This window comes from Pseudomonas sp. NUPR-001 (genome assembly GCF_052147955.1).
Taxonomy (GTDB): domain Bacteria; phylum Pseudomonadota; class Gammaproteobacteria; order Pseudomonadales; family Pseudomonadaceae; genus Aquipseudomonas.
Genome location: NZ_CP197353.1, coordinates 4,913,085 through 4,926,791, shown reverse-complemented (window position 1 = coordinate 4,926,791; position 13,707 = coordinate 4,913,085). Strand labels below are relative to the sequence as shown.

Sequence of the window (13,707 nt, the reverse complement as noted above, 5' to 3'; positions counted from 1 at the left end):
CCTTCGCTTAGTGGGCCAGGCCGCGTTCAAGCCAACGTCGACTGCCTTGCGCCACCAGGGCGTCAAGCAGCAGGGCGAGTAAGGCGGTACAGGCAGCGCCGAGCAGCAGTTGTGGCTGATTGTTCAGGGCAATGCCGGGAAAAATCAGGCTGCCCAGACTGTTGGCGCCGATCAGAAACGACAGCGGTGCGGTGCCGACGTTGATCGCCAGGGCCACCCGCACACCGCCGATGATGATCGGCACGGCATTGGGCAGTTCGACCTTCCACAGGCTTTGGCGTGGCGTCATGCCGATACCGGTGGCGGCTTCTTTGAGCGAGACGGGAACGTTTTTCAGGCCTTCGTAGGTGTTGCGCACGATAGGCAGGAGGGAGGCGAGGAACAAAGCGAAGATCGCCGGACCTGCGCCGATGCCCAGGAAACTCAGGGCAATGGCCAGAACGGCCAGCGGGGGGATGGTGTTGCCAATATTGAAAAACTGCATGAAACGTTCGGCGCGGTCGACCCTGTGCGGTCGACTCAAGGCAATCCCAGCGGGTATGCCCACGGCTAACGCCGCCACCATCGACAGCAGCACCAACACCAGGTGTGCCTGCAGGTAGAACCACAGATCGGCGCGATAGCGCGCGATCGTATCAATGCCGATCCAGTGGATCAGCAGGGCCAGGATGACGAGCGCAAAGGCACATCCCATCAGCCCCTTGCCATAGCGTTTAGCCACAGGCGGACTCCTTTTTTTTGTCGGCGAACACACTCCCGTGGCGGTCACCATTCCAGGTGACAGGCAGCGTGATCGCGATAAGCAGCGCGTTTTCCGGAGCGGAACAACACGCCATGAGCGAAGCCTCGTCAGGCTCGTAGAGCTAGTGAAACCGACCCTGACGAACGGTCATGACCGATTGCAAATCAGGGGAGTGGACGCCTCCACAGCCGTAAAGGTTCCCATCTGAAGCGGCATTTGGCCAGTGTTAATCTACCCAACGGTTCAGTTCAGGGTTAAGTCTGGGCTATAATCTGCGCCCTTTTTTGAACCACCTGTCAGGCGATTTCCCATGACCAACCAGGCCGCCGAAGTCGCGAAGCGCCGCACTTTCGCCATTATTTCCCACCCCGACGCCGGTAAGACCACCATCACCGAAAAGCTTTTGCTGATGGGCAAGGCGATCTCCGTTGCCGGTACGGTGAAGTCGCGTAAGTCCGACCGCCATGCCACCTCCGACTGGATGGAGATGGAGAAGCAGCGTGGTATCTCGATCACCACCTCGGTCATGCAGTTCCCTTACCGCGATCACATGATCAACCTGCTCGATACCCCGGGCCACGAAGACTTCTCGGAAGACACCTACCGCACCCTCACCGCGGTGGACTCGGCCCTGATGGTGCTCGACGGCGGTAAAGGCGTTGAGCCACGGACCATCGCCCTGATGGACGTGTGCCGTCTGCGTGACACGCCAATCGTCAGCTTCATCAACAAACTCGACCGTGACATCCGCGACCCGATCGAACTGCTCGACGAAATCGAAGCGGTCCTGAAGATCAAGGCCGCGCCGATCACCTGGCCGATCGGTTGCTACCGTGATTTCAAAGGTGTGTACCACCTCTCGGGTGACTACATCATCGTTTACACCCCGGGCCACGGCCACGAGCGTACCGAGGTGAAGATCATCGAGAAGCTCGACTCCGACGAAGCCCGCGCCCACCTGGGTGATGAGTACGATCGCTTCCTCGAGCAACTGGAGCTGGTGCAGGGCGCCTGCCACGAGTTCGACCAGGACGAGTTCATGCGTGGCGAACTGACGCCGGTGTTCTTCGGTACCGCGCTGGGCAACTTTGGGGTCGACCATGTACTCGACGCCGTTGTCGACTGGGCGCCACGTCCGTTGGCACGGGTTGCCAACGAGCGCAGCGTCGAGCCGACCGAAGAGAAGTTCAGCGGTTTCGTGTTCAAGATCCAGGCAAACATGGACCCTAAGCACCGCGACCGTATCGCCTTCATGCGCATCTGTTCCGGACGCTACGAGAAGGGCATGAAGATGCGCCATGTGCGCACCGGCAAAGACCTGCGCATCGGCGACGCTCTGACCTTTTTCTCCTCCGAGCGTGAGCAGCTGGAAGAGGCCTGGGCTGGTGACATCATCGGTTTGCACAACCACGGCACCATCCAGATCGGTGACACCTTCACCGAAGGCGAGGCCCTGGGCTTCACCGGTATCCCGCACTTCGCCCCGGAATTGTTCCGTCGTGTGCGCCTGAAAGACCCACTCAAGTCCAAGCAGTTGCGTCAGGGCTTGCAGCAGTTGGCCGAAGAGGGTGCAACCCAGGTGTTCTTCCCTGAACGTAGCAACGACATCATCCTTGGTGCGGTGGGTGTGCTGCAGTTCGATGTGGTCGCCAGCCGTCTGAAGGAAGAGTACAAGGTCGAATGCGCTTACGAGCCGATCACCGTCTGGTCCGCGCGCTGGATCAGCTGTGACGACAAGAAGAAGCTTGAGGAATTCAAGAACAAGGCTGTGGAAAACCTGGCGGTTGACGGCGGTGGTCACCTGACCTACCTGGCGCCGACGCGGGTCAACCTGGCGCTGATGGAAGAGCGCTGGCCCGATGTGCAGTTCCGTGCGACGCGTGAGCATCACTAAGTAGTAAAAAGCATCGCGGGGCAAGCCCGCTCCTACCGATCTGGTAGGAGCGGGCTTGCCCCGCGATCATTTCAGTTCCCTGCCTTGATACTGGTCCAGATCCGCGTACGAATGCGGTCGATCTTGGCTGGCATCGCTTCCAGTGCATACAGCTTGCCGAGCATTTCGTCGCTCGGGTAGATCATGGTGTTGGCCTTCAGGGCCGGGTCTACCAGCGTATCGGCTTTGTGGTTGCCGTTGGCGTACTGCACGTAGTTGCTGATATTGGCCATCACTTCTGGTTGCAACAGGTAGTTCATGTAGGCGTAGCCGGCTTTTTCGTCCGGGGCGTCGGCCGGCATGGCAACCATGTCAAACCACATCGGCGCGCCTTCTTTCGGGATCGAGTAGCCGACCTGTATGCCGTTCTTCGCTTCCTCTGCACGGTTTTTCGCCTGCAGCACATCGCCCGAGAAACCCACCACGACGCAAACGTCGCCATTGGCCAGGTCGCCGGTGTACTTGGAGGAGTGAAAGTAGCTGATGTAAGGGCGCACTTTCATCAACAGTTCTTTGGCTTTGTCGTAGTCCTTCGGGTCCTGGCTGTGGTGCGGCAGGCCCAGGTAGTTCAGGGCGATGGGCAGCAGTTCCGGGCCATTGTCCAACACCGCGACGCCACAGCTTTTCAGCTTGCTGATGTATTCGGGTTTGAAGATCAGGTCCCAGGAATCCACTGGTGCATCGTCGCCCAGCACAGCCTTGACCTTGTCGATGTTGTAACCGATGCCGGTACTGCCCCACAGGTAGGGGAAGCCGTATTGGTTGCCCGGGTCGTTCACCTCCAACGCCTTGAGCAGCACCGGGTTGAGGTTCTGCCAGTTCGGCAGCTGACTCTTGTCGAGTTTTTTGAGCGCCTTGCCCTGGATCTGCCGGGCCATGAAGTGGTTGGAGGGGAATACCACGTCATAGCCGGAGTTGCCGGTCATCAGCTTGCCGTCGAGGGTTTCGTTGCTGTCGAACACGTCGTAGGTCGGCACGATGCCGCTGGCTTGCTGGAAGTTTTTCAGGGTATCGGGGGCGATGTAGCTGGACCAGTTGTAGATCTTCACCGAGTCGGCCGCCTGGGCCATGGATGTCGCCAGCAACAGCGGGGCGATGAGCAATGGGCGCATGTCTGGATTCCTTGCTTTGTCTGTTTTTATCGAAGGAGGCAGGCGATCAAATGATCAGAAAATCAGTACGTAGGTTTTGCGCACGGTCTCCTGGATGTCCCAGATGCCGGTGCTGTTTGCTGGCAGCATGATTGCGTCGCCAGCTTCGATGGTCAGCGGCTCGCCACCATCCGGGGTGAAGGTGCAGCGGCCTTTGATGAAGTGGCAAAACTCCTGCTGCACAATCTGCCGCCGCCAGCGCCCTGGGGTGCATTCCCAGATTCCGGTTTCGACGCCGTCAGTGCGCTCGACAGCGGTCACCGAGGCAATCGATACAGGCTCACCGAGGGGCACGGCGACCGGGTTCGATTCTTGTAAGGCGACAGTGTCGGTGTTCTTGAACTGGGTAATGCTCATACCGGTGAATCCTGTGCAGGGGGAACGAAAAGTCAGCGCATGAAACCTTCCATGAAGTCCGCGACACCACTGGCCAGGCGGCGGCGCCACGGTGCGCTGTCGGGGTTGGCGAGGGTCTGGTCCTCATGGACGAAACTCTTGATGATGGCGTTGTAGCCCAGCCAGCGGCACGGCTCCGGCTCCCAGCCTTTGAGACGCGACAGCGCGCTGTCGGCATGGACCCAGGGTTGTTCGGTCAGCTCGCTGCGCCGTTCGAGAATCAGCTCGGCCAGGGTGCGTCCGCCCAGGTTGCTGGCGCCGACGCCCTCGCCACCGTAGCCACCGGCCAGGGCGATGCCTTGTTTGCGGTCACACAGCATGTGCGGCTGGAAGCGCCGGGCCATCCCTAAATTGCCGCCCCAGGCGTGGGTGATGGCAACGTCCTTGAGCTGTGGGAACAATTCGCCGAACAGGTAGCGGCGCAGTTCGATTTCACTGGTGGTGAGGTCGAAGTTTTCGCGCAGGCGCCCGGCAAAGCGGTATCCGCCACGGGCGCCGAATATCAGGCGGTTGTCGGCGCTGCGTTGGCCGTAGGTGACCTGGCGGCTGTTTTCGCTGAAGGCCTGGCCACGGTTGAGGCCGATCTTTTCCCAGACATCTTGTGGCAATGGCTCGGTGGCAACGATCAGGCTCTGCACCGGCATCTGGTAATGCCCCAGTGGCGGCAGGTTGACCGAGTAGCCTTCGACGGCCGGCACCAGCCACTGGCATTTGACGCGAGCATGCGCCGTGCGCACCTCACCCGATCGCCAGTCGATCACCGGGCTGTTTTCGTACAAGCGCACGCCCAGGCCTTCTACCGTACGCGCCAGGCTGCGCACCAGCTTGGCCGGTTGAATGGTGGCCACGTTGGGGTTGAAGATCGCCCCGTAGGGTTTACGCACGCGCAGCTGTGTCGCCAGTTGTTCCGGGCTCAGCCAGCGGTAATCGGCTTCGTTCAAGCCTTGTTTGTAGAGTTTGTCGAGGTAAGCGCGCAGGGTCGCTTGCTGCTCCGGGTAGCGCGCTGCGCAGTACAGCACCCCGCCTTTGCGGTAGTCGCAGTCGATGGCTTCGCGTTCGAGCACGCGTTGCACTTCATCGGGAATGCCATGCAGCAGGTCGTAGGAGGCACGGCGTTGCTCGGCGGAACTGGCCGCCAGCAGACGGTCTTCGCCCAGCAAGTTGCCCATCAGCCAGCCACCATTGCGCCCGGAGGCGCCGAAGCCGGCGATGTTGGCTTCAACGATGGCGATGTTCAGCTGTGGCGCCTGCTGCTTGAGGTAGTAGGCAGTCCAGAGCCCGGTGTAACCGGCGCCGATGATGCAGACATCCACGTCCAGATCCTGCTGCAGCGCCGCACGCGGGCTCAGTGGCTCATCGAGCTGGTCCATCCAAAGGCTGATCTTGCGCCATGCCTGCATGCTGTTCGGCTCCACATCCGTTACGGTCTGTGGGCGATCCTAGAAGCTGGCGGGGGGCGTTGTCTTAGCTGCGTGCACGCAGAGAATTCTGCTTGACCCAGGCCTTGGGCGAAAGCCCGGTGTGCTGGCGAAAACACTTGTAGAAAGCCGACAGCGAATTGAAACCGGCGGCAAAGGCCAGGTCGTCGACCTTGGCGTTGGCAGGCGACAATTCCAGGCCTTTGAGCAGGTGCTGCAGGCGTGCCTGGTTGACGTAGCGGTAGAAACTTTGGCCGAGCACCTGGTTGAGCAGGTAGGAGATCTGGTTACGGCTGTAACCGCTCTCGCGGGCTACCCGTTGCAGGTCGAGTTCCGGGTCGAGGTAGGGCTGCTGACGCAGGAAGTAGTCTTCGAGGTCCTGAGCCATGGCGCTCAATTGCCGGGGCGACAGGCCCAGGCGGCTGATGGTCGGGCGCACATCCGATTGACCGGGTTGCGGCTTGGCTTCCCGTACCAGCGAGGCATATTCATTGACCCGCCAGATCAGCCCGTCGCGCACAGTGATCGCTTCGCTGGACTGGAATGCCACCAGGCCTTCGCCGCCGCGCAGCGTCACTTGATACTGAATAAAGGCGGTACAGCCATCGACGCGGATACGGTCGCTGTGGACGATATCTTCATCGACCTCGCGCGGCATGCTGGCGCGTACGTAATCGCGCAACTCGGCGTAGTGCATCACGCGGTTGAGGAAGAAGTCGTTGTACTGGATATCTGGATGGTACAAGGCCATTACCCCGTCCAGGTCGCGATGCTTCCAACACAGGTGATATCGCATGACGGTGGCGGCGGTTTCCGGGGTTTGTTCCGGGCCGTCGGGGAGTGGGTTTGGGGTCATTGGCAGATAGTGAGGGAGGCTTTAATCGCGGGTCAAGCCCGCTCCCACAGCGGTGGTGAAAATCCCTGTGGGAGCGGGCTTGTCCCGCGATTGATTTACAAGAATTGCTCCGCGTAATGACACGCCACCTGCCGCGTCCCCACCGGCCGGAACGCTGGCTCTTCAGCCGCACAACGCTCAGTGGCATACGGGCAGCGCTTATGGAAAGCGCAACCGGTTGGTGGGTTCAGCGGGTTGGGCAGCTCACCGGCGATCTTGATCTTCGGTTTGAGCGGGTCTGGATGAATGGTCGGGGTGGCCGACAGCAGCGCCTGGGTGTAAGGGTGCAACGGCTTGCTGTAGATATCCTCCTTGGGCCCCATTTCCGCCGGGCGGCCGAGGTACATCACCAGCACCTGATCGGCAACATGGCGCACCACCGCCAGGTTGTGGGAGATGAACACGTAAGCGGTGTTGAACTCTTTCTGCAGGTCCATGAACAGGTTCAGCACCTGGGCCTGGATCGACACGTCGAGCGCCGAGGTTGGTTCATCGGCTACCAGCACTTTCGGTTGCAGCATCATGGCCCGCGCCAGGGCGATACGCTGGCGCTGACCACCGGAGAACATGTGCGGATAACGCTGGTAATGCTCCGGGCGCAAGCCGACCTGCTGCATCATCGCCTGGACTTTTTCCCGCCGTTCGCTCTTCGACAGGTTGGTGTTGATCAGCAGCGGCTCGGCCAGTTGGTCACCGATTTTCTGCCGCGGGTTGAGCGAGGCGTAAGGGCTCTGGAACACCATCTGCACGTCTTTACGCAGTTGTTTGCGTTCGGCCTTGTTGGCCCCGGCGACTTCCTGACCGGCAATTTTCAGCGAGCCGGAGGAAGGTTCTTCGATCAGGGTCAGCGCCCGGGCCAGGGTCGATTTGCCGCAACCTGACTCACCCACTACAGCCAGGGTCTTGCCTGCTTCAAGTTCAAACGACACACCATTGAGTGCACGGACCAGGGCATGGCCTTTGAACAGGCCACGGGAAACTTCGTAGTGACGGGTCAGTTCACGGGCGGTAAGGACGACGGTCATTACGCCACCTCCTGGTTCAGCGGGTAGAAACAACGGACCTGGCTGTGCGCCTGGGGATCAAGGGTAGGGCGCTGGCGTCGGCAGTTGTCCTGCACATACGGGCAGCGCGGTGACAGCAGGCAGCCTTCAGGACGGTCGTAGCGACCGGGGACGATACCCGGCAAGGTCGCCAGGCGCTCGGCGCCTTCACTGTGTTCGGGGATCGCCGCCAGCAGGGCTTCGCTGTAGGGGTGGGCAGGCACATCGAACAGCTCAGGCACCTGACCGACTTCCACCGCTTGCCCGGCATACATCACACAGACGCGCTTGGCGGTTTCGGCGACCACGGCCAGGTCGTGGGTGATCAGAATCAGGGCCATGTTCTGCTCTTTCTGCAGGTTGAGCAGCAGCTCCATGATCTGCGCCTGGATGGTTACGTCCAGTGCGGTGGTCGGTTCGTCAGCGATCAACAACTTGGGCTCACCGGCGATGGCCATGGCGATTGCCACGCGCTGGCTCATACCGCCAGAGAGTTGATGCGGATAGGCGTCCAGACGGCTTTCGGCTGCTGGAATCTCGACCTTCTTGAGCAGCTCCAGCGCGCGTTGGCGCGCCGCTTTACCGCGCAGGCCGAGGTGCTGGCGTAGCACCTCTTCGATCTGGAAACCCACGGTGTAGCTCGGGTTGAGGGCGGTCATCGGGTCCTGGAAGACCATCGCCATATCCTTGCCGACCACCTTGCGCCGTTGCCGGCCGCTGAGCTTGAGCATGTTGGTGCCGTCGAAGGTCAGGGCGTCGGCGGTGATCCGCCCGGGGGCATCGATCAGGCCCATCAAGGCCATCATGGTCACCGACTTGCCTGAGCCAGACTCACCGACAATGGCCAGCACCTCGCCCTCGTTCACCGTCAGGTCGAGACCATCAACCACCGGCACCGCGTTGGCATCGCCAAAGCGCACGTTCAGATTCTTGATTTCTAGAAGTGACATGGCGATCTCCTCAGGCGGCATTCTTGAGTTTCGGGTCCAGCGCATCGCGCAGTCCGTCACCCATCAGGTTGATTGCCAGCACGCTGAGCAAAATGGTCAGACCCGGCAGGCTCACTACCCACCAGGCGCGTTCGATGTAGTCACGGGCCGAAGCCAGCATGGTGCCCCACTCAGGGGTTGGCGGCTGCACACCCAGGCCGAGGAAGCCCAGGGCCGCAGCATCGAGAATCGCCGAGGAGAAACTCAAGGTGGCCTGAACGATCAGTGGCGCCATGCAGTTGGGCAGTACGGTGACGAACATCAGTCGTGGCAGGCTGGCACCGGCCAGGCGGGCAGCGGTGACGTAGTCACGGTTCAGTTCACCCATGACCGCCGCGCGGGTCAGACGCACATAAGACGGCAGGGCGACGATGGCAATCGCGATCACGGTATTCATCAAGCCAGGGCCGAGGATGGCGACGATGGCCACGGCCAGCAGCAACGAGGGCAAGGCCAGCATCACATCCATCAGGCGCATGATCGATGGGCCGAGGAGGCGCGGAAAGAAGCCGGCCAGCAGGCCGAGGAAAATCCCCGGAATCAGCGAGATCACCACCGACGACAGGCCGATCAGCAGCGACAGGCGCGAGCCCTGGATCAGGCGCGAGAGCAGGTCACGGCCGAGTTCGTCGGTGCCGAGAATGAACTGCCAGGTGCCGCCTTCGAGCCATACCGGCGGAGTCAGCAGAAAGTCGCGGTATTGCTCGCTGGGGTTGTGCGGAGCGACCCACGGCGCGAACAGCGCGCAAAACACCACGACGCTCATGAACATCAGCCCGGCAACGGCGCCTTTGTTGCGTGAAAACGCCTGCCAGAACTCTTTGTAGGGCGAAGGGTAGAGCAGGCTCTGGTCAACGGCAGTGGCTTGGGTAGTGACGGATTTGGCAAGTGGAGTTGTCATGACATGGCCCTCAGCGCTGATGACGGATGCGTGGGTTAACCAGGCCGTAGAGGATGTCCACGACGAAGTTGACCAGGATCACCAGGCAGGCAATCAACAGGATGCCGTTCTGTACCACGGGGTAGTCACGGGCGCCGATGGCTTCAATCAGCCACTTGCCGATGCCCGGCCAGGAAAAGATGGTTTCGGTCAGTACCGCGCCCGCCAGCAAGGTGCCGACCTGCAGGCCGAATACGGTCAGTACCGGGATCAAGGCGTTGCGCAGGCCATGTACGAACACCACCCGTGCCGGCGACAGGCCTTTGGCCCGAGCGGTGCGGATGTAGTCTTCGCGCAGCACTTCGAGCATCGACGAGCGGGTCATGCGGGCGATCACCGCCAGCGGAATGGTGCCCAGCACGATGGCCGGCAGAATCAGGTGCATCAGGGCGTCTTTGAACGCGCCTTCTTCGTCGCTGAGCAGGGTATCGATCAGCATGAAACCGGTTTTCGGCTCGATGTCGTACAGCAGGTCGATGCGCCCGGAGACCGGGGTCCAGCCCAGGCTGACCGAGAAGAACATGATCAGAATCAGGCCCCACCAGAAGATCGGCATCGAGTAGCCCGCCAGGGAAATGCCCATGACGCCGTGGTCGAACAGCGAGCCGCGCTTGAGGGCGGCGATCACCCCGGCCAGCAGGCCGATGATGCCGGCGAAGAACAGTGCCGCAATGGCCAGTTCCAGGGTCGCCGGGAACAGGGTGAGAAACTCGCTCCACACGCTTTCGCGGGTACGCAGCGACTCGCCAAGATCACCTTGGGCCAGCTTGCTGACGTAGTCCAGGTACTGCTCGGGCAGCGGTTTGTTCAGGCCGAGGCGCTCCATGGCCTGGGCGTGCATTTCCGGGTCGACCCGGCGTTCTCCCATCATGACTTCAACCGGATCTCCGGGTATCAGCCGTATGAGCGCGAACGTCAGCAAGGTGATGCCGAAGAAGGTCGGGATCAAGAGTCCCAAACGCCGGGCAATAAAACTTAACATCTTCTGGTGTACCTCATCAGCCGGTCAGGCATGCCCGCCAGCACCCGGGTAGGGCGCCGGCGGTCGTTCTTGTTCTACTTCACCTGGGTAGTGGCGAAGTTGTTATTGGTGAGGGGGTTGATGTGGTACCCCTCCACGTTTGCACGCATGGCGGTAAACATCTTTGGATGCGCCATGCTGATCCACGGTTGATCCTCATCGTACACCGCCAGCGCCTTTGCATAGAGCGCTGCGCGCTCATTCGTATCGGTGATGGTGCGTGCTTTGTCGATCAACGTCTGGAATGTCTGATTGCACCAGCGGGCATAGTTCTCACCACTTTTCACCGCATCGCAGCTCAGCAGCGGGGTGAGAAAGTTGTCCGGATCGCCGTTATCGCCAGCCCAGCCGGTCGAAACCATGTCAGCTTCGCCGTTTTTCGCGCGGCGCAGCATTTCGGCCCATTCCATCACGCGGATTTCGACCTTCAAGCCGATCTTGGCCAGGTCGGCCTGGAGCATCTGTGCGCTCAGTTGCGGGTTGGGGTTGGTCGGCCCACCACCGTTGCGGGTGAACAGGGTGAGGACCGTACCTTCCGGCACACCGGCCTCCTTGAGCAGGGCGCGGGCTTTGTCCAGGTCACGTGGTGGATTCTGGTTGGCGGTGTTGTAGCCCATCAGCGTCGGTGGGTAGGGATTGACGCCGACCAGCGCGTTGCCCTTGCCGAACAATTGGTCGACGTGGGTCTGGCGGTCGAAGGCGATGTTGATGGCTTTGCGCACGCGTACATCGCTCAGGTACTTGTGCTCGGTATTGAGCGAAATGTAGCCGGTGGTCAACGCTTCCATCTCGGCCACTTTCAGCTTGGGATCCGTCTTGATGTTCTGCACATCATCGGGCTTGGGGTAGAGCGCTACCTGGCATTCGTTGGCTTTGAGCTTTTGCAGGCGCACGTTGTTGTCGCTGGAAATCGCGAAGATCAGCGCATCGGCCGGTGGCTTGCCACGGAAGTAGTCAGGGTTGGGCTTGTAGCGCACCTGGGCGTCTTTGACGTAGCGCTGGAAAATGAACGGGCCGGTGCCGATCGGTTTGCTGTTGAGCTCGGCGGTCTTGCCGGCCTTGAGCAACTGGTCGCCGTACTCGGCGGAGTAGATCGAGGTGAAGGCCATCGCCAGGTCAGGCAGGAAGGGTGCTTCAGGGCGGGTGAGGGTGAACACCACGGTGTGGTCGTCAGTTTTCTCGACGCTTTTGAGCAGGTCTTTGAACCCCATGCTCTCGAAATACGGAAAGCCGATGCTGGTTTTGTTATGCCACGGGTGATTCGGGTCCAGCTGACGGCGGAAACTCCACAGCACGTCATCGGCGTTCATTTCCCGGGTCGGCGTGAAGTAGTCGGTGGTGTGAAACTTCACCCCTTGGCGCAGGTGGAAGGTGTAGGTCAGGCCGTCGTCGCTGATCTCCCAGCGTTCGGCCAGGGCTGGCTGGATGTCAGTGGTGCCGGGCTTGAAGTCGACCAGGCGGTTGAACACGGTTTCGGCCGATGCGTCAGCGGTAACTGCCGTGGTGTATTGAACAATATCGAAGCCTTCCGGGCTGGCTTCGGTACACACCACCAGCGGCTTGGCCGCCAGGCCCGCCGCAGCACTCAACAGGATGGCTGCCAGGGCAGCCTGTAGCGGTAGCAATTTCATGAAACCTCCCTGCTATCAATTAAGCCAGCGTAGCCGCCACGCCCGATTCAGTGAACCGGCCGTGGCAACTGGCGCACTTAAAGAATGTTGAACGGAATGGTGGTGACGATGCGCAGCTCATCGAGGCTGCCGTCGCCCTGGTTTTTGCTGGCACGGTGTGCGGTATAGGTGGCCCGGACGGTCGTGTCCTTGAGCGCACCGCTTTGTACCGCGTAGCTGGTGCCGATGCCCCACTCGTAGTGGTTTTCGCCGTCGAGGTTTTTCACGTCGTAGGCGGTGCCGGTGTAGTGGGTGCCATCGATACCCCAGCCACGGGCGTTGTACAGGTTGAACTTCAGGCCAGGCACACCGTACTGGGCCATGTTCAGCACGTAGGCGATCTGCATGGATTTTTCGTTCGGGCCGTTGAAGTCCGAGAGCAGGGAGTTGGCCAGGAAAATGGCGTTGGTTTCATGCAGGTAGTCGAAGTATTCGTTACCGTTGACCTGCTGGTAGGAGAAGGTCAGGTTGTGCGCCTGATGGGTCAGGCCCAGCGACAGACTGTAGGTGTCGTTGTCGATTTCGCCGAGCTTGCGTTGGCCTTCGTCCTGGGTTTTGTAGTAGTTCAAGCCGGTGGTCAGGCTCAGCACCGAGCTGTCGCCGAGCACGTGATTGGCGCCGACGTAGTACTGGTTCCAGAAGTCATCGACTTTGGAGGCGTACAGGCTGGTGGTCAGGCTCTTGAGCGGCTGGTAGTTGAGGCCGACCATGCTGATGCGGTCGGTTTCCGTGCCATTGCCATACTCGGAGCGAAATTTGCTCAGGCTCTGTTCGGTACGCGGTGACACACGGTCGAAGGTGCCAGCGTCGAACGACAGGTTATCGAACTCTTCGCTGTGAATACTCACACCCTGGAAGCTCGATGGCAGCGCACGGTTGCCGATGAAGGCGATCACCGGGGTATCGACCGACTGGCGACCGGCAGTCAGGGTGGTGTTGGAAACACGGGCCTTGACGTTGGCCAGGCCCATTTTGCTCCACTGGCCGATGACATCGCCGTCGCTGTGGGTCAGGGTACGGTTGTTCGGCCCGGCCACGGCGGCGCGGCCTTGCTCCAGGGCGATGGCGTTGTAGGCGGCGACTTCAGTGGCGAAGCCGATGGTGCCTTCGGTAAAGCCCGAGCTGTAGTTGAGGATGGTGCCTTGCACCCAGTTGTCGCGGCTGTGGGTGTCGTGGCGGCTGCCATCGCTCTTGTAGTACTTCCACAGCGGCGCGCGTGTGGCGCGCTCGCGGGCATACCAGTTACGGGTCGAACCGGACAGGCTTTGCCCTTCGATGAAGCCGCTGGCTGCGCTTTGCGCGCTGGTGGATTTGACGCTGATAGGCACGAAGTCCTGGCTGACGGTTTCAGCCTGGGCCATGGCCGACAGGCTGCTGAGGGACAAGGCCAATACTGCAGATGTGGATCGTTTCAAGGTAAAGCTCCCTTTCTTATCTTTTTATTAGTTGGCGCCTAGCCTTGTGAGCCGGGCGTTTTTTGCGGTGAAACAAGGGCTGCAAACGTTTGTT

12 protein-coding genes are annotated in these 13,707 nt (G+C 60.7%); 1 reads left to right on the top strand and 11 read right to left on the bottom strand.

Annotated elements, in window-relative coordinates; translation table 11 throughout:
• Positions 1-7: 7 nt before the first annotated feature.
• Positions 8-721 carry an ABC transporter permease gene (locus tag ACP6KB_RS22560; protein WP_442109468.1) on the bottom strand — a complete coding sequence of 238 codons (714 nt, stop codon included), beginning with the start codon at positions 719-721 and terminating at the stop codon, positions 8-10.
• Between the two features lie 331 nt (positions 722-1,052).
• Here ACP6KB_RS22560 and ACP6KB_RS22555 point away from each other — a divergent pair, with 331 nt between their 5' ends.
• Entirely contained in the window at positions 1,053-2,636 is a 1,584-nt protein-coding gene (locus ACP6KB_RS22555; protein ID WP_442109467.1) for a peptide chain release factor 3, read from the top strand.
• A gap of 71 nt (positions 2,637-2,707) precedes the next feature.
• Here the strand turns inward: ACP6KB_RS22555 and ACP6KB_RS22550 are convergent, their stop codons facing one another.
• The 10 genes from ACP6KB_RS22550 to ACP6KB_RS22505 all read right to left on the bottom strand — a co-directional run bounded on the left by ACP6KB_RS22550 (position 2,708) and on the right by ACP6KB_RS22505 (position 13,559).
• Positions 2,708-3,787: a polyamine ABC transporter substrate-binding protein gene (locus tag ACP6KB_RS22550; protein WP_442109466.1), complete on the bottom strand. Its 1,080-nt coding sequence runs from the start codon at positions 3,785-3,787 to the stop codon at positions 2,708-2,710.
• 54 nt (positions 3,788-3,841) lie between these two features.
• Positions 3,842-4,183, bottom strand: a complete 342-nt coding sequence (locus tag ACP6KB_RS22545) for a cupin domain-containing protein (RefSeq protein ID WP_442109465.1) — start codon at positions 4,181-4,183, stop codon at positions 3,842-3,844.
• Between the two features lie 32 nt (positions 4,184-4,215).
• Positions 4,216-5,622 carry an NAD(P)/FAD-dependent oxidoreductase gene (locus tag ACP6KB_RS22540; protein WP_442109464.1) on the bottom strand — a complete coding sequence of 469 codons (1,407 nt, stop codon included), beginning with the start codon at positions 5,620-5,622 and terminating at the stop codon, positions 4,216-4,218.
• Between the two features lie 64 nt (positions 5,623-5,686).
• Entirely contained in the window at positions 5,687-6,496 is an 810-nt protein-coding gene (locus tag ACP6KB_RS22535) for a helix-turn-helix domain-containing protein (RefSeq protein ID WP_442109463.1), read from the bottom strand.
• Between the two features lie 95 nt (positions 6,497-6,591).
• Entirely contained in the window at positions 6,592-7,560 is a 969-nt protein-coding gene (locus ACP6KB_RS22530) for a peptide ABC transporter ATP-binding protein (protein ID WP_442109462.1), read from the bottom strand.
• A complete protein-coding gene (locus ACP6KB_RS22525) occupies positions 7,560-8,528 on the bottom strand; it encodes an ABC transporter ATP-binding protein (RefSeq protein ID WP_442109461.1) in 969 nt (322 codons plus the stop codon). Before ACP6KB_RS22525 ends, ACP6KB_RS22530 begins: the two co-directional genes overlap by 1 nt.
• Before the next feature lie 10 nt (positions 8,529-8,538).
• Positions 8,539-9,468 carry an ABC transporter permease subunit gene (locus tag ACP6KB_RS22520; protein ID WP_442109460.1) on the bottom strand — a complete coding sequence of 310 codons (930 nt, stop codon included), beginning with the start codon at positions 9,466-9,468 and terminating at the stop codon, positions 8,539-8,541.
• Positions 9,469-9,478: 10 nt separating this feature from the next.
• Positions 9,479-10,489, bottom strand: a complete 1,011-nt coding sequence (locus ACP6KB_RS22515) for an ABC transporter permease subunit (RefSeq protein ID WP_442109459.1) — start codon at positions 10,487-10,489, stop codon at positions 9,479-9,481.
• A 74-nt stretch (positions 10,490-10,563) separates the two neighbouring features.
• The gene (locus tag ACP6KB_RS22510; protein ID WP_442109458.1) at positions 10,564-12,159 is read right to left on the bottom strand and encodes an ABC transporter substrate-binding protein; all 1,596 of its coding nucleotides are present in this window, start codon (positions 12,157-12,159) and stop codon (positions 10,564-10,566) included.
• 77 nt (positions 12,160-12,236) lie between these two features.
• Positions 12,237-13,559 carry an OprD family porin gene (locus ACP6KB_RS22505; protein WP_442114362.1) on the bottom strand — a complete coding sequence of 441 codons (1,323 nt, stop codon included), beginning with the start codon at positions 13,557-13,559 and terminating at the stop codon, positions 12,237-12,239.
• Positions 13,560-13,707 lie beyond the last annotated feature (148 nt).